Consider the following 24,890-nt stretch of genomic DNA (forward strand, 5'->3'; position numbering starts at 1 on the left):
GATTCGGCTTTGACTCTTTAAGTGTCGAACCCTGTGTCAAATCGAACTGCGCTGTAAATCACATGACAATAAAACTACGGTCACAGATTTATGCAAAAGAAAACTGAACAAGTGCAGGATAGTCTGAATAAAGTGGTGTTTTATGTTTCAGCAACACTTATTCTGCTTTTTTCTCTCGTCACGATTTTATTCAATCAACAGGCCAATCTGGTCATCACCAATATTCTGAACTGGGTCAGTCGTACATTTAGCTGGTATTACCTGCTGGCTGCCACTTTGTATCTGGTGTTTATTATTTTTATTGCCTGTTCACGTTATGGGGAAATTAAATTAGGGCCTAAACATTCCAAGCCTGAATTTAGTTTATTAAGCTGGTCAGCCATGTTGTTTTCTGCCGGAATCGGGATTGACCTGATGTTCTTCTCGGTGGCGGAACCTCTCTCGCATTATATGAATCCACCCGTCGGTGAAGGCCAGACTTTCGAGGCGGCTCGCCAGTCCATGGTCTGGACCCTGTTCCACTATGGTTTAACTGGCTGGAGCATGTATGCACTGATAGGTGTGGCCCTGGGCTATTTCAGTTATCGTTATAACCTGCCACTGACCATCCGTTCAGCACTCTATCCGATTTTTGGTAAAAAGATTCATGGTCCGATTGGGCATACGGTCGATACTGCGGCAGTACTCGGCACGATTTTCGGTATTGCGACCACCTGCGGTATTGGTGTGGTCCAGCTCAATTACGGCCTGCATGTGCTGTTTGATTTACCGGAAAACCTGTGGGTACAGACCGGATTAATCGCAGTCGCGGTGATTATTACCATTATTTCTGTTGCATCCGGTGTCAATAAAGGCATCCGCGTCCTTTCAGAAATTAATATTTATGTCTCGATTGGCCTGTTACTGTTTATTTTAATGATGGGCAATACCGAATTCTTGCTGGCCGCCCTGATTCAGAACTTTGGTGACTATATCAGTCAGTTTCCAAAGCTGTCCTTAACCAGTTTTCCATTTGAGCAACCTAAAGAATGGATGAATAGCTGGACCTTGTTCTTCTGGGCCTGGTGGATTGCCTGGTCTCCTTTTGTCGGGCTGTTTCTGGCGCGTATTTCACGTGGACGAACCATCCGTGAGTTTGTCGCCGGCACCTTGATTATTCCCCTATTATTTACCCTGACCTGGTTATCTATTTTTGGTAATAGTGCACTCCATAGCGTCATGTTTGATGGCAATACTCAACTGGCGACCACAGTCCTGGAAAATCCGGCACATGGTTTCTATGACTTGCTGGCGCAATATCCTGGCTTTAGCTTTATCGCAGGGATCGCGACCATTACCGGTTTGTTGTTCTATGTCACTTCTGCGGATTCTGGCGCTTTGGTACTGGGGAATTTCACCACTAAATTTACCAATATCGAGCATGATTCACCGCGCTGGCTGAGTATTTTCTGGGCCATTGCGATTGGCTTGCTGACTTTGGCGATGCTGATGGCCAACGGTGTTACAGCCTTGCAAAACACCACCATTATTATGGGACTGCCTTTTAGCTTTGTGATTTTCTTTGTCATGGCGGGCCTGTATAAATCCCTGCGTCTGGAAGATTTCCGTCAGGCCAGTACCAGTATGAATGCCGCTCCTGTGGTCGGAAACGTGGATATTTTTAACTGGAAAAAACGGCTTAGCCGGGTGATGTTACACCCGAGCCTGTCCCAGACTCGCAGCATGCTGGAAGATGTCTGCAAACCGGCTATTCAAGCGGTAGCAACTGAATTAATGAATAAGGGCGTGCATGTCGATGTACAGGAGAAAGCGGTAGATGATGAGCCGGAACTCTATCATCTGGATCTGATTATTCAGCTCGATGAAGAAGAAAACTTTGTCTATGAAATCTGGCCGGTGCGTTATGACACGCCAAACTTCAGCTCACGCGGCAAACGAGCCAAACGTTATTACTACCGTCTGGAAAGTTATCTGTTTGAAGGTTCACAAGGCAATGATCTGGTCGGTTATAGTAAGGAACAGGTCATTAACGACATTCTGGATAAATATGAACGTCATATGATGTATCTACATATTAACCGTATCAGTCCGGGTACACGTCCCCTGTTTCCAGACCGTGAAAATTAATACTGTCCAAGGTCTTAGAAGGAATTGATGATGTCAGAAAGCTTACATGCCTTTGCCCTGTTTTTTTCTTTGCTCAATCCATTTTTGATGAGTATTTATATGCTCGGAATTATCCGTAATTCCGAGGCCAAAGTATTTAACATGGCATTGATTCAGGGCAGCCTGATCAGTTTTATCGTCTTTATCATTTTTGCCAAGACCGGTGAAGCATTCTTTCAGGAAGTGCTGCATGTACGCTTTGAATCTTTCCAGATTTTTGGCGGTATCATTTTTCTGGTGATTGGTTATCGCTATGTCTTTGAAGGCGCCGATACCATTGGCGTGATGCGTGGGGCACCTCATCATCTGGCAGGCACCATTGCCATGCCATTTATGATTGGCCCGGGCACCATTTCAGCGGCGGTGATTACCGGAATTCAGCTCAGTTTATGGCAAACCATGCTGGTGATTTTTCTTACCCTGTTTTTGACCTGTAGCTTACTGATTCTCATGAAATATCTGCATGATCATTTGCAGCATAAATACTCCAACTATATAGATTTATATGTGGATATTGTTGGCCGTGTTGCTGCGCTGCTGATTGGTACCATTGCGATCGACATGATCGTCACGGGCGTCAATGGAATTATCCAGGGATAATCAAGAAGCACTTCTGATATTAAATTGACCAAAAAAAAAAGAGCGGGCTAATCCCCGCTCTTTTTTTGCTATCAGAGCCTAACTTTTAAAACTTGAAAGATACGCCAGCATAAGTCGAGAATCCTTCGCCTGGTGAAGAACGCGCCTCATCCTTTCCTTGATCATTTAGACCGGGAATCACCACAGCAGCATATTTTTCATCGGTGATATTTTTGAAGTTGATCCAGGTTTTCCAGGACTGCTGTTCAGGTGCATAACCCAGATCAATGCCCCAGATCTGGTAATCATCACTAAAGCGGCTATTGGCATAATCATGCGCCATTTTAGAGGCATATTCGCTATTCAGGCCAATATAGAAACCATTATGCATGGCATAACTGAGCTGTGCCTGATACAAATGTTTTGGAATCCCGGGCAACTGGTTTTCGCCAAATAGCGGATCATTTTTATATTGGAAATCACTCAGTGTATAGGCCTGTTGCAAACGCAACTCACCGTGTTGAAATTCGCGTAGAGGTGTATCTAAACTGAGTTCGATGCCTTGATGAATGGTTGGCGTGGCATTTGCTTCTACACCAATTCTTTCTTCTGAAGGGGCAGTATTATTTCCATAATCCTTAATCATTTCAGAGCTTAAAAGTTCATTTTTAACTTTAGAGTAATAATAGCTTAGCGCCCAGTCACCAAGGCCTGATTGGCCACGTCCACCCACTTCAAAACTATTTGCAGTCTGGGTTTTTAAATGAATCGGAGCACGTACCCGACCTGAGGCAACCCCTTCCTCAAAATAATAAGGTGATGACCATGACATCGCCCAAGGATGAGCCGGTTCGATGCTGCGGCTTAAATTGGCAAACCACTGCAAAGACTCGTTTTGCTGATAAGTCATTCCGAGACGTGGGGCAAAATGCCATTCATATTGATTAATTCTAGGACTGGCAACTGGATAAGTCACTTCACTTTCACGATGGGCATAAACTGCTGCAAGACCCAGATCGAGGGAAAGCCGGTCATTGAGCGCCGTCTGCTGATCAAATTGCAATACGTTGTCTGAACCACGATAAGTATATCGGCGTGTGACCGTATCTGCCGGATACTCGACTTCATCAATAACCCTGTCAGTACGGATGGTTTCCGTCACGCCACTGTTGGGCCGATGCGTGGTACTGCGCAAGGCAATACGTCCCTGATGCTCGAGTCCAAATAATTGGTAGGGTTTTTCATACTGAATACGTGCAGTAATATCTTCATAATCGACATTGGTACGATAACTGCTTTCACGTAAATCTAGCGGATAATGATGATAAGCCAGACTTCCTGTCAGTTTTGCATCATCCTGCAAATTCCAGGTGGTGGTATTGGCGAGCCAGGTACTGCCAGGCTGAATACGTTTGGCATCTACGGCCAAATTAAAACTATTGGCTGCTTCAGGATTATTTTTCAGCTGTTCTTGGGTAATACGCCCCGGTGTCAGATGTTTGCTTTCACGGTAACGGGCATAAAAACGGGTTTCTATATCCGGGCTAATCTGGTAGCCAAGATTAAAAGCCAGACCTTTACCATCACCTTCGGCATGATCCTGGATTCCATCAAACTGTGAACCGGTCACTGCCAGATAATAATCCAGTTGATCCAGCTTGCGGCCGGTACTGAACTGGTATTTCTGATAACCATGACTGCCTGCTTCATACTTCAGCTCAGAGCCATTCTGCTCGGCACCGGTTCTGCTTTTATAGTTAATCGCTCCGCCTAAAGCCAGCGCTCCCTGTTTAAAACCGTTCGCACCACGGTAGACGCCAACATGATCAATCCACCAAGGCTCTAGTAATTCATAAGCTGTGCCGCCCGGCCCGGTAAACGGAATGTCATCAATCAGCACAAAAGTACCAGAGGCATGGGCACCTGAAGTCCGGTTAATACCGGAACCACGGATGGAAACCTTGGCCCCTTCATTGCCCGGAGATTGAGCATAGATACCAGGTTGTAAACGAAACACATCGGCATTATTTGCAATATGCTGATGCTCAAGTTGCTCGGCTGAAATAAAATTGGTGCCACCTGAAGTCTGAGCAAGCTCGGCCTGATATTGCTGCTGTGGATCTGCCTGTTCAGCGCTGACCACGATGGTGTTGAGCTGCTGTACAGTCTTCTGGCTTATAGATGTTTCGGCATACACAGCGCTTGAAAGAACCGAAAGAATCATCAAGCTAAGCGGTTTTTTATTTAGTGGAATCGTTATCGTATTCATATCGGGTTTATACAATCCTGTATCCGTGATCGTAATCCTGCGGGATTCTGGTTTTAAAAATCATGGCGTAGCATAAATGAACAATCCTGAATCGAAGCATTATTTTCTGCCAAAAAACTGACTGATCAGCGTATGTTTTTTGATTTAATTTTATATTTTTTCTGCAATTGAACTTGCAAGATCTTTACCACATCTGCACAAGTTCCAAGAACTTAAAAATTAACTATTTGATTATAAATAATAAGTGATTTAATTCTGCACAGATGTATTTCCAGTTGGCAAAATATAATATACAGATAAATTTACCTGGAGCTATACCAGTTTCTTTATCTATAAAGCTGGTTAAAATTGAGCGGATGATTGATCGCATGTCATTCATAACCTCTTTCTAAAGCCTTATAGAGCTAAATTTCTATATCATGGCCTTTGCTATTTTTTTTACTTTTTCGCAGCAAAGTTTACAACAGCATTTCCGATAGCACTGGTTTGACAGATTAAAATTCGCCTATGGAGCTGATCTTCATTTGATAAAATACAGGGAAATAACCAGGAGCAATAAAACAAACAGAATCGCGGTGCAACATTGCCAGAATGCAAGCGGATAACGCTCAATGACAGGACGCGAAGCAGATTGTTTTAATTCAAGGTCGGGTTGTTTCAGATCATAGATAAAGGCTGAAAGTGCCTCATAACGTTGCTCTGGACGAATTGACAGTGCTTTTTTAAAAATCGCATCCAAACCCTTGGGCAAATCCGGACGATATTCAGACAGTGAATGATAGCGTACCTTTTTTAATTTTTTTTCGGTCTTGCAGCGCGCCAGCTCTGTCCCATAAGGCAATTGCCGGGTCAATAAATAATAGCTCATCACTGCCAGTGAAAACTGATCTGATTTTACCGAGGGTGAGCGCCCTATAAAATACTCTGGTGCCATAAATGCCAACGTTCCCAAAGGCACATCTGCATGTTTAGGATTCAGTTCGACCAGCCCTCTAACTGCCGTCGATCCATAATCAATCAGTTTTACTTTCAAAGCATCAATCGGTTCAAGCAGCATGACATTTTCTGGCCGTACATCCTGATGCAGCATTTCAAGTCGATGCATGGCATTCAGTGCTTTGGCCACCTGTTCAATAATCGGAATCAGTTGTTTTAAACTTAAAGCAGTTTTTTGACGATGTAGCCATCGGTTTAAGCTTTCCCCTTGCAAGTATTCATAACTTTGAAATAAAAACTTTTTACTGCCTGTATGCGGATAGTAGTGCATCAGGTTTTCATGTTTTAAACGCTTGGATACCCAGTCTTCCAGCTGGAATTGTTCCACTGCTTTCAGGTCATCCTGCAAATCGACAGACAAGGTTTTAATGACCAGCTGAGCTTGTGTGGCTGCATCCTGCGCCAAATAAAGGCTACTGCGATGATTTTGGTGCAGGATTTTATGAATGCGATAACCTTCAAACAAATCACCATGACTGAGTTGCTGTGGAAATAAAATATTTTCCTGAATCTGAAAGCTTTTCTCTTGAGCTAATGCATCAATTCGGATGATTTGAATGCTGAGATTGTCATCACTGCCGCGCTTTAAGGCTAGTTCGACGATAGATTGGGCAATAGTATCCAGATTTTGTTTTTGCTGCAGCATATCCGAGATCTGCTGTATATTGATAAATTCATAGACGCCATCGGTCATCAAGAGAAACAAATCATCTTCACATAATTCAAGTTGTTGATAATCGACTTCAATCCGATGATCTACACCTAAAGCACGACTTAAATAATGCTCGGTTGAAGATAAACGAACCCGATGATCAATGGTCAGCTGTTCAATGCTTTGGGCTTGAATGCGATAAACACGGCTATCACCTGCATGAAAAATATGTGCCCTGTTTTGTTTCAAAATCAGTGCACTCAAGGTGCAGACATAACCATGATCTTTATCAAAGCGTCCCTGACTCTGTTGGGTTTGCGCATACAGCCAGGAGTTGGTCGCACGAATCACCCGAGCAGCTGAAGTTTGGGTACTCCATGCATCCGAAGTTGAATAATAATCGGATAAAAAACTACTGACCGCCGTTTCTGCCGCAATATGGCTGACATTGCTGCTGCTAATCCCGTCTGCAATGGCACAGGCAATACCTTTGCTGCTCAGCGCATGGCCTTCAGGAATATAAATGCCATGAAAATCCTGATTTTGTGCTTTGATTCCGGCGGAAGAATATTGTCCGATACTGATCTTTAATTTTTTATTCATTGTAGACACTCGAAAAGGGATCGAATCGATCCCTTCAATTTCAAGACATAAATATCATGCTCAAATTAAAATTCTTTTTTATCACCTGTACGGACATGCGTGGTATACAGCGCCAGACCAGTTAAAGCTAAACCACCAACCAGGTTACCCAGCACTACCGGTAATTCATTCCACAAGAAATAGTCTGTAATCGAGAAATCACCGCCCATCATCATGGCAAATGGGAACAGGAACATATTCACGACAGAATGCTCAAATCCCATGGCAAAGAACAGCATGATCGGCATCCACATGGCAATGAATTTTCCACTTACAGTTGTTGACATCATGGCGCCAATCACACCAAGTGACACCATCCAGTTACACAGCATGCCGCGTATAAAGATGGTCATCCAGCCAGCAAAGCCATATTCGGCATAACCCAAAGTCCGGTCTTCACCAATATGAGCAATTTTTACGCCGACTTCGTTTGGTTCAGCTGCGAAACCCATGGTATAGACCGCCGCCATCAAGATCGCGACGGTTAAACATCCAATAAAATTGCCTAAAAACACCAGCCCCCAGTTTTTTAAAATACGCGCCCATGTCACCCCTGGACGTTTGTCTAGCCAGGCCAAAGGAGTCAATACAAATACCCCGGTCAGCAGGTCATAGCCCAATAGATATAACATGCAAAACCCGACTGGAAATAACAGTGCACCGATCAGTGGCACCCCTGTCTGTACAGCAATCGTCACCGCAAATACTGCTGCCAGTGCCAGAATCGCACCGGCCATAAATGCACGAATTACAACATCACGTGTGGCCATATGCAGTTTTGCTTCACCAGCATCGACTACTTTTTTTGCAAACTCTGCAGGAGCAAGATAAGCCATAGTTTTATCCCCTTTATATAAAAATTTCTTGCCTGTTATTAAATAAAAAGACGCCTAAGGTCTATTTCAACCCTAGGCGTCTTTGCCTTGCATTATTTAAGCAGATCAATCGTGTCATGGCGCCGTTGCCATATTTACTAAATAGATCAGCAAATAACGTGCCATATTTTTAAATGTAATTGGCTTTGTTGCACCAACCTACAATTGAAGGCTTATCCAGCAATATAATTTCTGAATGAGCAAGCCTAAAATTTAATCCTCCCCAACCCTCCTTTGCTAAAGAAGGGCTGGAGAGCTTTATCCGATTAGCCTACTTTCCTTAATGCAAAATCCCGACCAAAAAGCAGCTTGCTGCGGATATTACTAATTGGTGTCTGATCTGCAATCAGTTCGGCATACCATGCCCCATCTTCAGTATCGCCAAACAACACCGCACCGATGACTTTGTCCTGTTGAATGATGATCCGTTTATAAATCTGACGCTTCTCATCATTCAGCACGATATCTTCGAAATCATTAGTCGGTTCAAAATTACCTGCCGAGAATACGTCACATCCGCTGACCTTAAGCTGGGTCGGAACAGTCGGTGCCTTAAAGGTCAGTCGGCCATGTTCAGCCAGATGAGTCGCACAGATAAAGGCCTGTCCCCATAATGGCTCAACCAATCCAAAGGTCTGACCACGATGCTCAATACATTCACCCACTGCATAAATACTCGGATCATAGGTCTGCATGGTGTCATTCACCAGCACGCCGCGGTTACAGCGCAGGCCAGACTGTTCGGCCAGACTTTTATTTGGTCGAATCCCGACGGCGAATACCACCAGATCAGCATCCAGCATTGTCCCGTCTTTTAAGCGCAGTTGAGTCACGTGACCATCACTACCGAGTAGTTCTTCGGTATTGGCTTCGGTGATAATCCTAATACCTTTTTCTTCAATTGATTTCTTCAGCATTTGACTGGCTTTCATGTCCAGCTGACGATCCATAATACGGTCTATCAGATGTAGCACCGTTACATTCATCCCTCGCTGTTTCAAGCCATATGCGGCTTCCAGTCCTAACAGACCACCGCCAATGACGACGGCATTTTGCTTGGTTTTGCAGTAATCCAGCATGCGGTTAACATCCTGAATATCCCGGAAGCTCATCACGCCTTCAAGTTCAGCACCTGGAATTGGCGGTATAAAGGGTTTGGAACCAGTGGCGAGGATCAGACGATCATAAGCAACCATTTCGCCTTTTCCGGTATGCACCTGTTTGCGTGAGCGGTCGATAGAGAGTGCTGCATCTCCGCCAATAAAACGGATACCTTTTTCAGTATACCAGTCGACTGAATGCAACATAATTTCGGCAAAACTTTTCTCACCAGATAATACCGGTGACAACATGATGCGGTTGTAATTGCCCCATGGCTCTTCCCCAATCACGGTAATGTCATAACGATCTGGCGCCATATCCAGCAAGTCTTCCAGACAGCGCATACCCGCCAGCCCATTCCCGACCAATACCAGTTTTAAACGCTCTGTGTTTTGACCATTACTGGAAATATAGGTCTTTTGTGCAGTTGGGCTGATAAAGACTGTGCCATTTTCAATTCGGGTTGGAAATACCAGTAATTTCTGATCTTGCTCTTCCAGACAACGGCCGGTCACCAGACTGAAATGCTGCTTGTAAATTGGGGATGCGACTACACGCTCACCTTGCAGATCGCCCAGAATGCCACGTGCCATGACATTGGCCAGACTAAACGGATCCTGATTGCTGAGCGCATACACCCGCTGTTCCTGACCCACGCGAAAAATTGCAATCTGTTGATCTTCAATCAAAGCTGCAACACCAGTATTCGGGGTGATCTCATCCAGATGACAGACTTCGTACCAGTTCAGTTCGTTCATATCTTTTAAAATTGTCATTTTCATTCTCCCTGACTGTGGTGTTTAGGCTTCAACCACTGGAATACGGTTGAGATCACGTTCAGCGTCAGTCTTTGGCCGGATCTGACCACGTACAGGTGCAAACTGAATATGCGGGTCATTCTGCTCGGCTGCTTTGGCGTTGATAAAGGTTTTAAAGCGTTTGCGTACTTCTGGATCTTCAATCGCGGTGCGCCATTCATCCTGATAAGTGCCAATCACATGCTGCATACGGCTTTCCAGTTCAGCCGCAATGCCAAGCGAATCGTGCACAATGACATCTTTCAGATAATCCAGCCCACCTTCCATATTGTCACGCCATACACTGGTGCGCTGTAGACGATCCGCCGTCTGGATATAGAACATAAAGAAGCGGTCGATATATTTGATGAGTGTGGAAGTATCCAGATCTGAAGCCAGCAGTTCTGCATGGCGCGGCTTCATACCGCCATTGCCGCAGACATATAAATTCCAGCCTTTTTCCGTGGCAATCACCCCCACATCCTTGCTTTGTGCTTCGGCACATTCACGGGTACAGCCGGATACGGCCATTTTGGTTTTATGCGGTGAACGCAGGCCCTTGTAACGGTTTTCCAGAAAAATCGCCAAGCCGACAGAATCATCGACGCCAAAACGGCACCAGGTACTGCCCACACAAGATTTCACGGTACGTAAGGATTTGCCGTAGGCATGTCCGGACTCGAAACCGGCATTGATCAGTTTTCCCCAGATTTCCGGTAATTGATGTACCTGCGCACCAAACATGTCAATCCGTTGTCCACCCGTGATTTTCGTATATAAGCCATAATCTTTGGCAATCTGACCGATGCTAATCAGGCCATCCGGGGTGATCTCGCCGCCTGCCACACGTGGCACAATCGAATAGGAACCATCTTTCTGGATATTGCCCAGATAATAGTCATTGCTGTCCTGCAAACCGGCATGACTTGGTTTCAGAACAAAATCATTCCAGCAGGATGCCAGAATATTGGCCACAGTCGGTTTGCAGATATCACAGCCCATCCCATGACCATGTTGCTGAATCAGGTCAGAGAAAGTCTTGATTTCATGCACGCGTACCAGGTGATACAGTTCCTGACGCGAATAGGCAAAATGTTCGCACAGGTGATTGTTCACCGTGACACCCTGACGCTGTAATTCGGATTTGAGAACCTGCGTCACCAGTGGCGCACAGCCACCGCACGCCGTTGCAGCCTGCGTGCATTTTTTCAGTGCACCCAATGAAGTTGCACCGCCATCAATGGCTGAACAGATATTAGCTTTGGAAACGTTATTACAGGAACAGATGGTCGCACTGTCAGGCAATAAATCGATGCCACTGCCACCCGATTTGGAAGTTGACTGATCAAAGCCTGGCATGATCAGGCTTTCCGGTTGCTCCGGTACAGCCAGACCATTCAGCATCATTTGTAGGAGATCGCTATACTCTTTGGCACAGCCCACCAGCACCGCGCCCAGCAGCTTGGTCCTGTCTGCTGACACCACGATTTTTTTATAAACCTGCGCGGCTTCATCAGCATAGAAATAGCTCAAGGCACCAGGTGACATGGCATGTGCGTCACCAATAGAAGCAACATCCACACCCATCAGTTTGAGCTTGGTGCTCATGTCGGCGCCAGCGAATGCATGACTCTCTTGGCCCAGTACATGTTTCGCTGCGATACGCGCCATGTCATAGCCTGGTGCAACCAGACCATAAATTTTATTGTCCCAAAGTGCACATTCACCAATGGCATAAATGTCCGGATGTGAGGTCTGGCAATAATCATTAATGATGATACCGCCTCGTTCACCGATGAGCAGACCGCTCTGCCGGGCCAGTTCATCACGTGGGCGAATGCCGGCAGAGAATAAAATGATGTCGGTTTCAAGGACTGAGCCATCGCCAAACTTTATTACATGCTGAGTGCTGTCACCATCTTCAATACTTGATGTGGCTTTCTGGGTATGAACCTTGACGCCTAAATCTTCGATTTTAGAACGCAATACCCGGCCACCCAGATCATCAATCTGCACCGCCATCAGACGCGGTGCAAATTCCACCACATGGGTGTCTAGATTCAGATCTCGTAATGCCTTCGCTGCTTCCAGTCCGAGCAAGCCGCCACCAATCACCACACCGGTTTTTGCATTCAGGCTGGCGGCACGAATCGCGTCCAGATCTTCAATAGTACGATAGACAAAACAGTTTTGACGCTCATTGCCCGGGATTGGCGGTATAAAGGCATAAGAGCCGGTGGCAAGAATCAACTTGTCAAAACTCAGCACATCACCGTGATTAGTCGTTACCGTTTTATTCAGCTGATCCATTTCAACTGCTTTGGTATTCAGTCGTAAATCAATGCCATAGGCATCGGCGAAATCACTACGGCATAGACTCAGATCCTTGACCGACTTGCCGCTGAAATATTCGGTCAAATGTACCCGGTCATAAGCCAAATGTGGCTCTTCTGCCAAAATGGTCAGCTCAATGTCATCACCGGCCTGTTCCAGTACAGATTCGATGAATTTATGCCCCACCATGCCATGCCCAATCATGAGAATTTTCATATCTGCGCTCCGACTATTGTTTTTTTAAAGACGATAAAAAGCCACATATCAGATCTAGTGGTTGATATGTCGACTGTTTGAATGGGTGGTAAATACCGTGCCCAGCTGTTTGAAATGCTGGATCAAAGGTTGAAATGCCCGTACGGTTTGTATTGCTGAACAACTGACCATGTCATTTATCCTGTGCTGAACGAAATATCAGTTGCACCCTTTTAAAGTGCAACTACGATCAGAACGGGCATCGTTGGCCGTTATTCGTATTGAAAGTCATCTTTGACAATTTGATAAATGCAGGAAGCATGCCAACTTTTTTAGTAACACAATGACTGATATCAGCCAGAAAATTGCAGGAAATGCTTTATTTTGATGATGGATGCCAAACTCCTGCACCAAATTGAACTCAAAATAACTCTTTGATGCACCAATATCATGGCATGTTTTTTGCATTATTCGTACTTGAATATTCCTTAGGCCTTACTTGAAAATATTCCATGTCTAAATTACGAATTGCTCTTATTGATGATGATCTGGAGCGCGCCCAATTCATCCAGGAATCGCTGCTGTTACATGATTTTCAGGTGGTGGCCTGTTTAATCCTGAATGATCTGAATATGGTGCATGTCAAAGGCATCCATGCAGATGTGATTCTGCTAAATATGGATCATCCACATCGGGATATTATTGAAAGCTGTGTCAGCCAATATGAACTTCCTACCGTACTGTTTACCCAAAACTCCAATAAAGACACCATCAAAAGTGCGATTGATGCCGGGATCACGGCTTATATTGTCGATGGTATTGATCCCAGCAAATTAGAAAGCATTCTGGAAATATCAATTGAACAGTTCCGCAAGCATAAAAAGCTGCTGAACGATTTAAAAGAAACCCAAGACAAGCTGATTGACCGTAAAGATATCGATAAAGCCAAAGCATTGCTGATCCAGCTGCATGCATTATCTGAAGAACAGGCCTTTGCCTTATTACGTAAAAATGCCATGAGTCACCGGATTACCATTGGTGAAATGGCCAGACGCCTGCTCGATGCACAGAAGCTGTTATTGGGCCAATAAGGAAAAGCATATGTCCACATTAGAAAAAACTGAACTCAATATTGGCTATATTCCTTTGCTTGATTGTGTGGCCATTCTCTGGGCCGAAAAACAGGGTTATTTTGCCGAACAGGGATTAACCATCAACTTAATCCGGGAGGCCTCCTGGTCCAGTTTAAGAGACCGTCTGGCCTATGGCTTTCTGGACGCTGCGCATTGTTTGTCCGCCATGCTACCTGCTGCTGCTCTGGGTACAGACCAGTTACAGGTGGCTTTGCAAACCCCGTTGGTACTGAGCATGAATCAGGCTTTTATCAGCCTGCGTCAAGATCTGTGTCATGAATTGGGAATTGATGCAGAAGATGATGAAAAAAGCAGTTCTCAAAAACTGGTGCAGGCCTTGCAACAACAGCAGAAAATGAATCTGGCCTATGTCTATAAGCACTCAATTCATCATTATTGTATAAAAGAATGGTTAGCCCTGACAGATGTCAATATTGCCCACAAGATTCAGCTCATGACCTCACCACCAGCTTCGATGGTAAAAGGAATCTCGGAACAGGTCTTTGATGGCTTTTGTGTGGGAGAACCCTGGAATATTCAGGCCAAGCTTGAAGGCTATAGTTTAATTGTCGCTGCAAGCCAGAATGTCATTCCTAAAGTTGCCGACAAGGTTCTGGCCATGACTCAGGAATGGGCAGAATTACATCCATGCACGGTGAAGGCTTTGGTCAATGCTGTCCAGAAAGCCCAAACGGATTTAAAACAGCGTGCTGATCTGTCCCAAGTTTGGGACATGCTGGTTGATTATCAGATTATCCAGTTTGAATGCTCTGCACAGCGTCATGTCTGTGACTATCATAAAATTCAAAACATCATCCGCAATCTTGTTGGTGCAAGTGCGAAACCGCAGCTTGCCGATTTTATCTGGTTAATCGAGCAGATTGAAAAATGGGATGGTGTCGAAATCTCTGAGATAGAGAAAAAGCAGATTGCAGCACAATGCATGTATGCTGAAATGCTATTTGCTTAAGATTTCATGCAACATATTGCGTAGCCATTGATGACTGGTTTTATGATGACAGGACATATGCCAATACTGCTTTACAGAATAGGTCGGGAAAGCAATCGGTGCCCCAAAAATCTTGAGATTGCCACGTGATAACAGGACTTCACTCAAATAATAAGGCACGGTCGCAATCGCATCGGTTTCCTGTACCACCAGTCCCACGCCTAAATAGCTGGGCAGACGCATTAGAATGTCGCGCTTGAGTTCCAGATTCAGCAATTCATTTTCAATATGGTAATGCCCCATCCCGGCATCAATATCGATATGGGTTTCACGTAAATACTCTTCGGTCGTGATGCTGTCACCCGTTAGTCGCGGATGGTCTTTCGCTGCGATCACCACATAATACTGTTCAAACAGTTTCTGCTGATAAAAGCCATTCTCCAGATTTGGCAAGAAGCCCAAAGCCAGATCAATCTCGCCATTGGCCATCTGATAACTGGTTTCCGAGGTAATCGGACGCACATTCAGGCGGATATGTGATGCATGCTGCTTGAGATACTGTGAAATTTTTGGCAATAACACCAGATGCGATACATCGGTCATCGCCAGTGTAAAACGTTGCTGTGAAGTGACCTGATCAAAATTGATGGTGAAATTATTAATCGCTTCAACTTTACTGAGTGCTTCACTGACCAAGGGAAACAACTGCTTAGATAAATCTGTCGGCAGCATTTCATTGCCAATACGTAAAAATAAAGGATCACCATAATGCTGGCGAATTTTATTCAGCAGATTGCTCACCGCTGGCTGGCTCATGTCTAAATGATCAGCTGCCTGAGATACGTTTTTAAATTTATAGACATAATAAAAAATACTGAGCAATTTACAGTCAAGTTCAAACACAGAAACACATTTCCTTTAACTTTCTAATAATTTTGACGAAGATATCATCGACATCATTTTATCAATTGCCAATGTTCAAATATAACACTTTGCAACGATTTCTAGGATCAGTCAATTTCCATGTGGTGTTAAAAATTACTTTTCTCTGATGTGGAGCCTCGTTACAAGTAGTTCTGTTGTAAATATGCACTTCTGTTTTTCCTTGGTCAACTTAAACACGCAAGCTTCATGCTATATACTCAAGCCCACAGAATTAACGATGCAAATTAAGAGAAATATCTTATGTTCCAAGGCAAAAAGTTGGTGTGTTTTGATTTGGATGGCACCTTGATTGATTCCGTGGGAGTCTGGAATCAGGTCGATGCTGCGCTGATTCAGGAGTTGGCAAATATTGAAGTCGACTTAAGTCAGATCCAGCAACAGCGCGATCTTCAGCTCAAAAAATTTAAACATCGGCCGGATCCCTATCTGGAATATTGTGCTTATTTAAAAGCGCTTTATGGATTTGCGCCGAATAAAGAAGAAGTAAAAAACCGCCGTTATGCAATTTCACGGCATTTTCTCGATCATGTGGTCGAGCTAAAACCACATGCTGAACGGTTCATTCAAGCCCTGAAACAACAAGGGATTCAGATCGCCCTGACCACAACCACCAGTTTGTTCAATGTGCAGCGTTATCAGGACAATAATCAAAACATTAACAAAAAAATCAGCTTTAATGATGACTTTGCCCTGCTCTTGACCCGTGAAAATGTGCAGAACATCAAGCCGCATCCTGAAGTCTATTTCAATGCCCTTCAGCATTTTCAGGTGCAAGCCGCAGATTGCCTGATTATTGAGGATTCATTAATTGGCGTTGAAGCGGCCAACAATGCAGGAATCGATGTGATTGCAGTTTATGATCAATACTCTGTTCATGAAATAGATTTGATCAAGGTCCAAGCAAATTATTTTGCAGAAGATTTTACTGAGTTATTAAGTTTAGCCCAATAAAAAAAATGCCATGAATCATTGTATTTCATGACATTTTTTTCTGCAGATCTCTGACCTGAGAAGAAAACGTTATTTGGCTTTCTCATAGACTGAGCCTGAACCGACCAGATTTCCTGTTTTTTCATCGATTGCAAAATCAACCATACCCGCACCTGCATTTAACTGAAGTAAGCCATTTTTGCTCACTGCTGCCGGCATCGGATTTTTCTTTTCGGTTTTACCAGTTTCTTTGTCTTTTATGGTGTTGGTAATGAAGTAATTTTCACCATTTTTCGAAATGACCAATACATTTTCAAGTTTTGGATTTTCCAGCGTATTTTTCCAGTTTCCCTGATAATCTGGAGCTGGTGCTTCTGTGAGGTTACAAGCAGTTAAAAGCAGTAATAATGAGATGCCTGAAAAAAATTGAAGATATTTCAAAACTGAGCCCTTGAGTGTGACAACGCGGCCATTATAGAGACAACCCTCTAGAGCTTAAGCAGGTTGTTGTAGGCAAAGCGTTTCAGCAGTACCGTATCTGTTTTTCTTTGGTGATTTTTTTGAAATATCTCTCCATACTTCATTCATAAAAATGGATGATTCAATTTCTACTAAAACGACAAAAAAGCAAAAAAGGCCTCAATAGACCATGTAAATCTATTGAGGCGTAGCAAACGGGTGAATACCACACATTAAAAATTAGGGCATGATTTTGGATTTAAAGTAGCTCAATGCAGATTTAGCAGAGTGGGTTTTTTCAATAATCTGTGCAGTCCAGTGATTCGGCAATGAACATTTGGCCAGACGCACCCAAACAGTAGAAAACTGTTTTATAAAGCTCGCTTCATTATAATGAATGCCATATTCAGCACACAGCGCTTTTACTTTCGGCGCCACCTGCGCATAGCGATTGGCTGGCATGTCCGGAAATAGATGATGTTCAATCTGATGGCTCAAATTACCACTCAAAATATGCAGCCAGTCCGTCCCGGTAAAATTACTCGAACCACGAACCTGGCGTAAATACCACTCAGCACGGGTTTCATTGTCGGTATTGTCCATCTCAAAAGTTTCAGCATCTTCCGTAAAATGACCATTAAAAATCACCGCAGACGCCCACAGACTACGAATTACATTGGCTACAGCATTTCCGGCAAACACAGGAATGGCATTCGGGCCAGCAATCACTGGAAAAAATACATAATCTTTTAACACCTGACGGCGCATTTTTTGACGCAGTGGAGCCGCTTCTTTCCAAACTTCTTTCCAGGTTTTGGTTTTATAGGCAATCACATCTTCCAGATGCAAGCGTTGCAGGCCGACATACCATTCAAAAAACACCATTAACTGCATGCCCAGTGGAATATTCAACAGGAAACGTGGTTCCCATTTTTGGGATTCACTGACCCGAATCAGGCCATAACCGACATCATGATCCATCCCGACAATATTGGTATAGGTATGATGAATATAGTTATGGGTATATTTCCAGTCATCTCCTGTGGAAATCGTATCCCAGTCATAGGTGGTTCCGTTCAGGGTCGGATCATTCATCCAGTCGAACTGACCGTGCATGACATTATGTCCCAGCTCCATATTTTCCACAATTTTGGAGATGCCAAGCAGCCCTGTCCCTGCCAGCCAAACCGGTGGCAACCAGCCAGCAAACATCAACATGCCTCGGGATGCAATTTCGCTATAACGGACAAAATTACGGATTTTATAAATATAATTGGCGTCTTTTTCACCCAGATCGTCCATGACCTCGCGGCGGATCGCATCGACTTTAGCACCAAACTCCTCAATCTGTTCAGGACTGAGAAATTGCGACTTACTGTGTCGTTTAAAATCAATTTGCATATTCATGGGAGCACCTTTTTATTCGTTTAATACTGGCTTATAAATTAATAACGACTGGACTCATCGCCTGGGAAATACAAAGTTTAATCTGGGTGTTATTGCCATGATCAACCTCACCGGTCAGGACATTACGCACCGAGCCACTGACTTTGGTACAGGAACAGGTATTACAGATTCCCATCCGGCAACCATGAGCAGGACGCAGGCCTGAATTTTCAGCGCTTTCCAGCAAGTTGGACTGAGCCTGAAACACTTGCTGCGATCTTAAAAACTGTACTGGCTGCGCCTTAATTTTTTCATCGACCACAATCTGGAAATATTCCGAATGAAAATTGGATTTCAAATCCAGTTTTTCTACAATTCTAAGTGCAGCCTTCATCATCCCAGCAGAGCCACAGGCATATATTTTTCGTTCTGCAACATCTGGCACCAGTTTTTGCAATAATCTTTGATTCAGATGCTGTTGCTGTTCCCGTGTATTAAAATGATGATATTTCAAGTTTGGATGCATTAAAGCCAGGGTTTTCAATTCAGCATGAAAGGCATCATCGCGAGTAAAATAAATCAGGTCGATCTGTTCCAGGGACTGGATCACTGCTTTTTGCAGCAAGGAATATATTGCAGTAATACCACTGCCGGATGCCAGAAATAAGGTTGGCTGGCTAGAGTTTTGCAGTATAAAGTCACCTTGCGGCTGCGAAATTTCAATGACAGCCCCGATTTGCATCTGGCTCAAGGCGCGTGACACTTTGCCTTGCTGTTTCACCGCAATAATCAGATCACCATTTTTTAATACCGTCACCACAGAATAATATCGCTGATGACGTACACCATCGAGTCTTATTGTTACTGCAATATGCTGGCCAGCCTGAAATGACCTGGCTTTAAAATTATGATTCGGGCGCAAGTGAATCTTGAAAAAGTCAGGACTGATGGCCTGAATGCCCATAATGGCCGCTTTAACTTTTTTAAACGCCCAGGTTGGATGGATTTTTTCACCAATAAAATCAATGAAATCTTCACGAACCCAATGCGGCTGATAGGTCGGCATACTTGTCATTTTTATCCCCTTATCCGCAGACAGTAATATTAATGTACAACTGTCTATTTATTATGTTGTCAGCATAAAGCGTTTTATAATTCAGACCATATCAATACAGGTCAAATTATGTGCTTATCAAACATAATAGAGCTTTTTGTCGGACAATATGAAGCAAAAGCATCTGCTGAAACTATAGTTTTTAGAAAAAGGGATTTTTATATCTGTTAATTCTGCTAACTCTATATAAAAAGCTGACTTTTATAGGGAAATCAATTCTGAGTGATTTTTTTGCTTGTGAGATCGTCATGCGATACATTATTTGTCATCTCTAGTAATTTGAATTGATAACATAGCATCCTTAAATTGCTAACCGTATATATTAGCTTCTCTAATTATTGCTACGTTAGTTTTATTCTTTTTAGACAAATTCGTAAAGGGTAGTTTTTTAAAGAATAGTTGAAATGTATAGCAATATACCAACCATTCTTCTGACTCTATTTCCTGGCTGTGTTATTGGTTGTTTTTGATAAACTTAAAAGACAAAGAATTAGTCTATGAAAAAAATATTATATATCAGCATTTTATCTTTTGCACTAACCTCGGTATCTTTGTTTTATCAAAGATACATCCCTATTAATCGTATAGTGGTAGATCAAATTGAGGAAGTACATAGACTTGCAGGAGGATTTCCTTTTGTATTCTTAATTGATGGAGATTTTACATCACCTGCTAATAATATAAGTGTGTTATTTATTTTCTGGGATCAAGATGAATTTCTCTTTAACTATTTTCTTTTAAATTATTTATTTTGGTTAAGTGTTTTATTAGGGCGTGTCCTCATTTGAAAAATTGGTTTTAAATACTTAAAATCCTCCTTTAAGCTCTTTTGATTTCTATATTTTTTCAATGGCACGTACTCTTCTCACCGATGATATCTGGCAGCAAATTCAAGATACTATGCGATTACACGGTTGTTACTGTTCAAAGAATAGTAGAAATATCATGGAAGCGATCTTATGGAAACTGCGTACAGGCGCCACATGGCGTGATATTCCCCAAGAATTTTGTCCTTGGCAAACTGCTTACAATCGCTTTAATCGTTGGGCAAGCAAGGGATTGTGGGATAAATTTTTTTTAGATTACGAGGCGTCTTGGATCAAGAATGGGTATTCATTGACGGAAGTTACATACGCGTGCATCAACATGCAAGTGGAGCTCGGCATGGTTTCGAAAGAGCAATTGGACAATCACGTGGTGGACGAACAACAAAAATACATCTTGCAACCGACGCGAATGGATTACCGATTGATTTTAAAATCACTGGGGGTGACGTCCACGACAGTCAAGTTGCAAAACAACTGATTGATACGGTAGACGAGGCAACTTATCTCATTGCTGATAAGGGGTATGATGCTGAGCACATTAGAATATATGCCAAGAACAAGAATATGATTCCCATTATTCCATTGAGATCAAACAGTAAGAGATCGAATAAGGAATTTGATAAATATCTATATAAATTAAGACATTTAGTTGAAAATGCTTTTGCGAGATTAAAACATTTCCGTGCTATTGCAACTCGATTTGATAAACTGGCACGCAATTATAAATCTATGATTCGTATAGCCTGTATATTTATTTGGTGCAAAGCCAAATGAGGACACACCCTAGCTTTTTACTTTATGAAAAAGAAATTTAAGATTTTATAATTTTCTAAAACCAATGCCCTAAAACTCCATATATAACTTTAAAAATCAATGATATGAGTATTTATAAAAAGCCTATCCTCTCTAGAATAGGCTTTTCTTATGACAAAAGATATGTCATATATGGCTCAATCAAAATTTCATGTTGAGGCTCTAACCGACAGCCTGCTCTAAAAGAATATTCCCATAGAGTTCCCGCAAATCTTTTTTCAGCATCTTTCCAGTTCCACTTAGTGGAATTGAGTCTACAAAAACCACTCTGTCTGGAACCTGCCATTTAGCGACTTTATCAGCATAATAATCGAGTAGCTCTGTCTCACTCAGCTGACTGTCCGATTTTTTAATCGCAATCAATACCGGACGTTCATCCCACTTTGGATGCTGGGCGGCAATCACCGCCGCCATCGCAATTTCCGGATGGCCCATAGCAATATTTTCCAGATCCACCGATGAAATCCATTCGCCGCCAGACTTGATTAAATCTTTGGAACGGTCACTGAGTTTTACAAAACCATCTTGATTCAGCGTGCCAATATCCCCTGTATCTAACCAACCATCCTCAGTCAATGGAGATTCTTGCTTACCGAAATACTTATTAATAACCCAGTGCCCTTTCACCTGTAAACTTCCGATAGTTTCACCATCTCGTTCAATTTCATGCGTACATTTTTCTACATCAGTTAAACGTACACTAACCCCAAATGGCGGTCGGCCTTGAGACAGACGAATCTGCTGTTTTTCTTCATCTGATAGCTGTAAATGTTTGGCTTTGAGCTGATTGGCAGTAGCCACTGGACCTGTTTCCGTCATGCCCCAAGCATGAATTGTTTCACAGTTAAACTGCTCTTTGAAAGTTCGTAACATTGCCGGTGGACAGGCCGATCCTCCGATTACATTACGTTTCAGACTTTCCAGCTTGGAACCTGACTGGTTTGCTGCGGCAATCAAACCCTGCCAGATGGTTGGCACGCCAAGCGCCACTGAAACTTTATAAGTATCAATCAGATTCACCAGACTGGCACCATCCAGACCTGGCCCCGGCAGTACCAGCGTGCATCCCACCATGGCTGCCGCGTATGGCGTGCCCCATGCATTCACATGGAACATCGGCACCACTGGCAACATAATATCGGCAGCCGAGACATTTAATGAGTCCGGTAAAATGATGGCATAGCTATGTAATACAGTAGAGCGATGGCTATATAGCACGCCTTTAGGGTTGCCCGTGGTTCCTGATGTATAGCACAGTGAACTGGCTGAGTTTTCATCAATGACTGGCCATTCAAATTCTGTGTGTTGACTGGCAATCAGATCATCATAAAATTGCACTTCTGGAATGGCTTCAGTGACGCTCGGATCGGCAGCATCCAGACAGATAAAATGCTCGACTGAGGTCAGCAGCGGTTTTACCGCCTTGATTAAAGGTACAAATGTTTTATCAAAGATGACCACACGATCTGCCGCATCATTCATAATAAAAATCAGCTGCTCCGGAAACAGGCGCGGATTAATGGTATGACAGACCAGACCGCTGCCAGAAATAGCATACCAGGACTCTAAATGGCGATGATTATTCCAGGCAATGGTGGCAACCCGATCTCCCTGTTCCAAGCCGAGTTGTTGCAATACCTTGGCAAAACGTTTCGAGTTTTGATGAATTTCGCCCCAGTTAGTCACCTTAATGCTGGTGTCGGTATTTTTGGAAATTACCTCGGTATCGGCATGATAGCGCCCTGCATGTTCAATCATGCTGCTGATCAGTAAAGGCTGAAACATCATATTTCCGAGCATTGTCCACTCCTTTGTGCTTGTTATTGGTCCGTGTATTCGTATCGTTGTTATATATACATGATGGTTCGGTCTAAGACCGTGACATAGTTTTTATCATCATGTGGACTGAATTTAGCAAGTAAATCTGAATTTGTAAGTATCGAATTGTGACAAATTAAGAGAAGTGACTCAGGCGTATAAAAATTAGAATACGATTGATGGAGAGGTAGAGAATTTCCCTAGAAAGGTTGAGACCTGATATTCAATTTAATGATCATGTATTGAGTTCATGTCGACCCGATTAATACAACCATCCCATTTGAATGGAAATATTTACTTGGATACTGATCTTAGAAGAACAGTACAGCAGATCGATAGAACGCCAGCTTGAAAATAGACTGACAACCACATTAACCTTAATTTGTTATATTGAGCATCTTGAAATATGCTATAAATCAAAATAATTAGAACAGTCTTAGTTCAAGCAAGTGTATGTATAAGTCTGAAAAACTGGCGCAGAATATCCGTCAGATGATTGAAAACGGCGTATGGAGGGTACATGAAAAATTACCTTCACTCCGCGAACAGACCCAATTGTCTGGCTATAGCCTGATGACGGTACTCAATGCTTATCAGGAACTTGAAGCGCAAGGTCTGGTTTATGCCAGAGATAAATCCGGCTATTACGTTGCAGAGCGTTCTACAGATCTGGTCAACAGCAAACAACCAATCCAGATTAGTTTAAGCCCAAAAGTTCAAATCAACTCTGTGGTATTTAATTATTTAAAATCGATCCAAGCAGCAGAAATTGTGCCTTTTGGTTCCGCATTTCCCAATGCAGAGCTGTTATATAACGCCAAATTTATGCAGATTCTGGCGCAGCAGGCCAAAAGAAAAAGCAGTTATAACAACCAGAATCATATGCCGCCTGGCAATCAGGATTTACGCCAACTGATTGCCAATCGTTACCAGTTGCAAGGCATTGCTTGCCATGCAGATGACATTGTCATTACATCCGGTGCACTAGAAGCACTGAATCTGTCTTTACAGGCATTGACCCAACCCGGTGATTTTATCCTGCTGCAACAAACCATATTTTATGGGGCCTGGCAGGCAGCCGAGCGTTTGGGGCTACAGGTGATTACTATCCCTGAGCATCCGCAATTCGGTTTTGATCTGGCATCATTTGAACAGGCTTTGAAACAGTATCCGATCAAGGTGTGCTGGCTAATGCTGAACGCGCATAATCCGATTGGCTTTACTGTTAGTTCGGAAATTAAACAGAGAATTGCTGAACTTTTGTATGAATATCAGGTCTATTTAATCGAAGATGATGTTTATCAGGAATTGAATTATGGTTCATCCAAACCGCTACCGGTTAAATATTTTGACCAGCATCAGATGGTGCTGCACTGTGCTTCATTTTCCAAAACACTAGGCATGGGCGCACGCGTCGGTTGGGTCTATGCCGGTCCATTTTCCGATACCATTCAGCATTTGCAGCTCATGAGCACTTTAACGGTCAGTCCCTTACTCCAGAACACGCTGGTAGAATTTATTTCGCATCATCATTATGAAAAACATTTACGACAGCTAAGATATAATCTGGAAAAATATAAAAAGAAGTTTTATCAGGAACTCAAAAACCGCTTAGCGCCTACATGTAAAATTTACTATTATTCCAGTGGTTATTTTCTCTGGATCGAATTGCCAAATGGTCTAGATGGACAGGTGCTTTATGAGCAACTGATTCAGAAAGGTATTTCAATCGCCCCTGCATTATTGTTTAAACCGGATCATGCCAGTCAGCATTATATGCGCCTGAATTGTTCTTTTGAATGGACCACCGAGATACAAAATGCAGTGAATCTTTTAGCAGATACGATTCAGTAGAAATAGAAAAAGCGTGGATGATTTCATCCACGCTTTTTTTAGGTCAAGATACCCGA

The 24,890-nt window shown here is 43.1% G+C and carries 18 protein-coding genes; 8 read left to right on the top strand and 10 right to left on the bottom strand.

Annotated features, from left to right (window positions below):
* The first annotated feature begins 90 nt into the window (after nucleotides 1–90).
* Entirely contained in the window at nucleotides 91–2,127 is a 2,037-nt protein-coding gene (locus CWI32_RS08575) for a choline transporter (protein ID WP_100535114.1), read from the top strand.
* Nucleotides 2,128–2,157: 30 nt separating this feature from the next.
* A complete protein-coding gene (locus CWI32_RS08580) occupies nucleotides 2,158–2,766 on the top strand; it encodes a MarC family protein (protein WP_100357603.1) in 609 nt (202 codons plus the stop codon).
* An 85-nt stretch (nucleotides 2,767–2,851) separates the two neighbouring features.
* Here CWI32_RS08580 and CWI32_RS08585 read toward each other — a convergent pair whose 3' ends face one another.
* From CWI32_RS08585 to nirB, 5 genes are all read right to left on the bottom strand, one after another.
* Nucleotides 2,852–5,014 (bottom strand): TonB-dependent receptor family protein, encoded by a 2,163-nt coding sequence (locus CWI32_RS08585; protein WP_100535115.1) that lies wholly within the window; start codon nucleotides 5,012–5,014, stop codon nucleotides 2,852–2,854.
* A 520-nt stretch (nucleotides 5,015–5,534) separates the two neighbouring features.
* Complete coding sequence (locus CWI32_RS08590) at nucleotides 5,535–7,265, bottom strand: bifunctional protein-serine/threonine kinase/phosphatase (RefSeq protein ID WP_100535116.1); 1,731 nt, start codon at nucleotides 7,263–7,265, stop codon at nucleotides 5,535–5,537.
* A gap of 65 nt (nucleotides 7,266–7,330) precedes the next feature.
* Nucleotides 7,331–8,140 (bottom strand): formate/nitrite transporter family protein, encoded by an 810-nt coding sequence (locus CWI32_RS08595; RefSeq protein ID WP_005170868.1) that lies wholly within the window; start codon nucleotides 8,138–8,140, stop codon nucleotides 7,331–7,333.
* A 305-nt stretch (nucleotides 8,141–8,445) separates the two neighbouring features.
* On the bottom strand, nucleotides 8,446–10,056 hold the full coding sequence (gene nirD, locus CWI32_RS08600) for a nitrite reductase small subunit NirD (RefSeq protein ID WP_100535117.1): 1,611 nt from the start codon (nucleotides 10,054–10,056) through the stop codon (nucleotides 8,446–8,448).
* 24 nt (nucleotides 10,057–10,080) lie between these two features.
* The gene (gene nirB / locus CWI32_RS08605) at nucleotides 10,081–12,627 is read right to left on the bottom strand and encodes a nitrite reductase large subunit NirB (protein ID WP_100535118.1); all 2,547 of its coding nucleotides are present in this window, start codon (nucleotides 12,625–12,627) and stop codon (nucleotides 10,081–10,083) included.
* 491 nt (nucleotides 12,628–13,118) lie between these two features.
* On the opposite strand from nirB, the gene CWI32_RS08615 reads away from it, so the two are divergent.
* Together CWI32_RS08615 and CWI32_RS08620 are read left to right on the top strand one after the other, a co-directional pair.
* Nucleotides 13,119–13,697: an ANTAR domain-containing response regulator gene (locus CWI32_RS08615; RefSeq protein ID WP_100328604.1), complete on the top strand. Its 579-nt coding sequence runs from the start codon at nucleotides 13,119–13,121 to the stop codon at nucleotides 13,695–13,697.
* A gap of 10 nt (nucleotides 13,698–13,707) precedes the next feature.
* Complete coding sequence (locus CWI32_RS08620; RefSeq protein WP_005096939.1) at nucleotides 13,708–14,709, top strand: CmpA/NrtA family ABC transporter substrate-binding protein; 1,002 nt, start codon at nucleotides 13,708–13,710, stop codon at nucleotides 14,707–14,709.
* Here CWI32_RS08620 and CWI32_RS08625 read toward each other — a convergent pair.
* Nucleotides 14,698–15,591 (bottom strand): LysR family transcriptional regulator, encoded by an 894-nt coding sequence (locus CWI32_RS08625; RefSeq protein WP_005096940.1) that lies wholly within the window; start codon nucleotides 15,589–15,591, stop codon nucleotides 14,698–14,700. The two genes, CWI32_RS08620 and CWI32_RS08625, sit on opposite strands and share 12 nt — an antisense overlap.
* 282 nt (nucleotides 15,592–15,873) lie before the next feature.
* Here CWI32_RS08625 and CWI32_RS08630 point away from each other — a divergent pair, with 282 nt between their 5' ends.
* Nucleotides 15,874–16,584, top strand: a complete 711-nt coding sequence (locus CWI32_RS08630; RefSeq protein ID WP_005096941.1) for an HAD family hydrolase — start codon at nucleotides 15,874–15,876, stop codon at nucleotides 16,582–16,584.
* Nucleotides 16,585–16,653: 69 nt separating this feature from the next.
* Here CWI32_RS08630 and CWI32_RS08635 read toward each other — a convergent pair whose 3' ends face one another.
* The 3 genes from CWI32_RS08635 to CWI32_RS08645 all read right to left on the bottom strand — a co-directional run bounded on the left by CWI32_RS08635 (nucleotide 16,654) and on the right by CWI32_RS08645 (nucleotide 19,483).
* Complete coding sequence (locus CWI32_RS08635; protein WP_005170837.1) at nucleotides 16,654–17,004, bottom strand: hypothetical protein; 351 nt, start codon at nucleotides 17,002–17,004, stop codon at nucleotides 16,654–16,656.
* A gap of 258 nt (nucleotides 17,005–17,262) precedes the next feature.
* A complete protein-coding gene (locus CWI32_RS08640) occupies nucleotides 17,263–18,429 on the bottom strand; it encodes a fatty acid desaturase family protein (RefSeq protein ID WP_005096944.1) in 1,167 nt (388 codons plus the stop codon).
* Between the two features lie 31 nt (nucleotides 18,430–18,460).
* Nucleotides 18,461–19,483, bottom strand: a complete 1,023-nt coding sequence (locus tag CWI32_RS08645; protein WP_005096945.1) for a flavin reductase family protein — start codon at nucleotides 19,481–19,483, stop codon at nucleotides 18,461–18,463.
* Between the two features lie 536 nt (nucleotides 19,484–20,019).
* Here CWI32_RS08645 and CWI32_RS08650 point away from each other — a divergent pair.
* Both CWI32_RS08650 and CWI32_RS08655 read left to right on the top strand, forming a co-directional pair.
* Nucleotides 20,020–20,310 (top strand): hypothetical protein, encoded by a 291-nt coding sequence (locus CWI32_RS08650; protein WP_100535120.1) that lies wholly within the window; start codon nucleotides 20,020–20,022, stop codon nucleotides 20,308–20,310.
* Between the two features lie 61 nt (nucleotides 20,311–20,371).
* A protein-coding gene (locus tag CWI32_RS08655; RefSeq protein ID WP_370981754.1) for an IS5 family transposase occupies nucleotides 20,372–21,123 on the top strand; the annotation gives its coding sequence in 2 pieces (ribosomal slippage) (nucleotides 20,372–20,606 and nucleotides 20,606–21,123; 753 coding nt in all).
* Nucleotides 21,124–21,324: 201 nt separating this feature from the next.
* Here CWI32_RS08655 and CWI32_RS08660 read toward each other — a convergent pair.
* On the bottom strand, nucleotides 21,325–22,962 hold the full coding sequence (locus tag CWI32_RS08660; protein ID WP_100535121.1) for a long-chain-fatty-acid--CoA ligase: 1,638 nt from the start codon (nucleotides 22,960–22,962) through the stop codon (nucleotides 21,325–21,327).
* A 471-nt stretch (nucleotides 22,963–23,433) separates the two neighbouring features.
* On the opposite strand from CWI32_RS08660, the gene CWI32_RS08665 reads away from it, so the two are divergent.
* Nucleotides 23,434–24,834: an aminotransferase-like domain-containing protein gene (locus CWI32_RS08665; RefSeq protein WP_100535122.1), complete on the top strand. Its 1,401-nt coding sequence runs from the start codon at nucleotides 23,434–23,436 to the stop codon at nucleotides 24,832–24,834.
* The last annotated feature ends 56 nt before the right edge of the window (nucleotides 24,835–24,890 follow it).

Source organism: Acinetobacter pseudolwoffii, assembly GCF_002803605.1.
GTDB classification, from domain to species: Bacteria; Pseudomonadota; Gammaproteobacteria; order Pseudomonadales; family Moraxellaceae; genus Acinetobacter; species Acinetobacter pseudolwoffii.

Coding starts and splice junctions, on each gene's coding strand:
- CWI32_RS08575 (WP_100535114.1), top strand. CDS start 91: ATGCAAAAGAAAACTGAACAAGTGCAGGATAGTCTGAATAAAGTGGTG.
- CWI32_RS08580 (WP_100357603.1), top strand. CDS start 2,158: ATGTCAGAAAGCTTACATGCCTTTGCCCTGTTTTTTTCTTTGCTCAAT.
- CWI32_RS08585 (WP_100535115.1), bottom strand. CDS start 5,014: ATGAATACGATAACGATTCCACTAAATAAAAAACCGCTTAGCTTGATG.
- CWI32_RS08590 (WP_100535116.1), bottom strand. CDS start 7,265: ATGAATAAAAAATTAAAGATCAGTATCGGACAATATTCTTCCGCCGGA.
- CWI32_RS08595 (WP_005170868.1), bottom strand. CDS start 8,140: ATGGCTTATCTTGCTCCTGCAGAGTTTGCAAAAAAAGTAGTCGATGCT.
- nirD (WP_100535117.1), bottom strand. CDS start 10,056: ATGACAATTTTAAAAGATATGAACGAACTGAACTGGTACGAAGTCTGT.
- nirB (WP_100535118.1), bottom strand. CDS start 12,627: ATGAAAATTCTCATGATTGGGCATGGCATGGTGGGGCATAAATTCATC.
- CWI32_RS08615 (WP_100328604.1), top strand. CDS start 13,119: ATGTCTAAATTACGAATTGCTCTTATTGATGATGATCTGGAGCGCGCC.
- CWI32_RS08620 (WP_005096939.1), top strand. CDS start 13,708: ATGTCCACATTAGAAAAAACTGAACTCAATATTGGCTATATTCCTTTG.
- CWI32_RS08630 (WP_005096941.1), top strand. CDS start 15,874: ATGTTCCAAGGCAAAAAGTTGGTGTGTTTTGATTTGGATGGCACCTTG.
- CWI32_RS08640 (WP_005096944.1), bottom strand. CDS start 18,429: ATGAATATGCAAATTGATTTTAAACGACACAGTAAGTCGCAATTTCTC.
- CWI32_RS08645 (WP_005096945.1), bottom strand. CDS start 19,483: ATGACAAGTATGCCGACCTATCAGCCGCATTGGGTTCGTGAAGATTTC.
- CWI32_RS08650 (WP_100535120.1), top strand. CDS start 20,020: ATGAAAAAAATATTATATATCAGCATTTTATCTTTTGCACTAACCTCG.
- CWI32_RS08660 (WP_100535121.1), bottom strand. CDS start 22,962: ATGCTCGGAAATATGATGTTTCAGCCTTTACTGATCAGCAGCATGATT.
- CWI32_RS08665 (WP_100535122.1), top strand. CDS start 23,434: ATGTATAAGTCTGAAAAACTGGCGCAGAATATCCGTCAGATGATTGAA.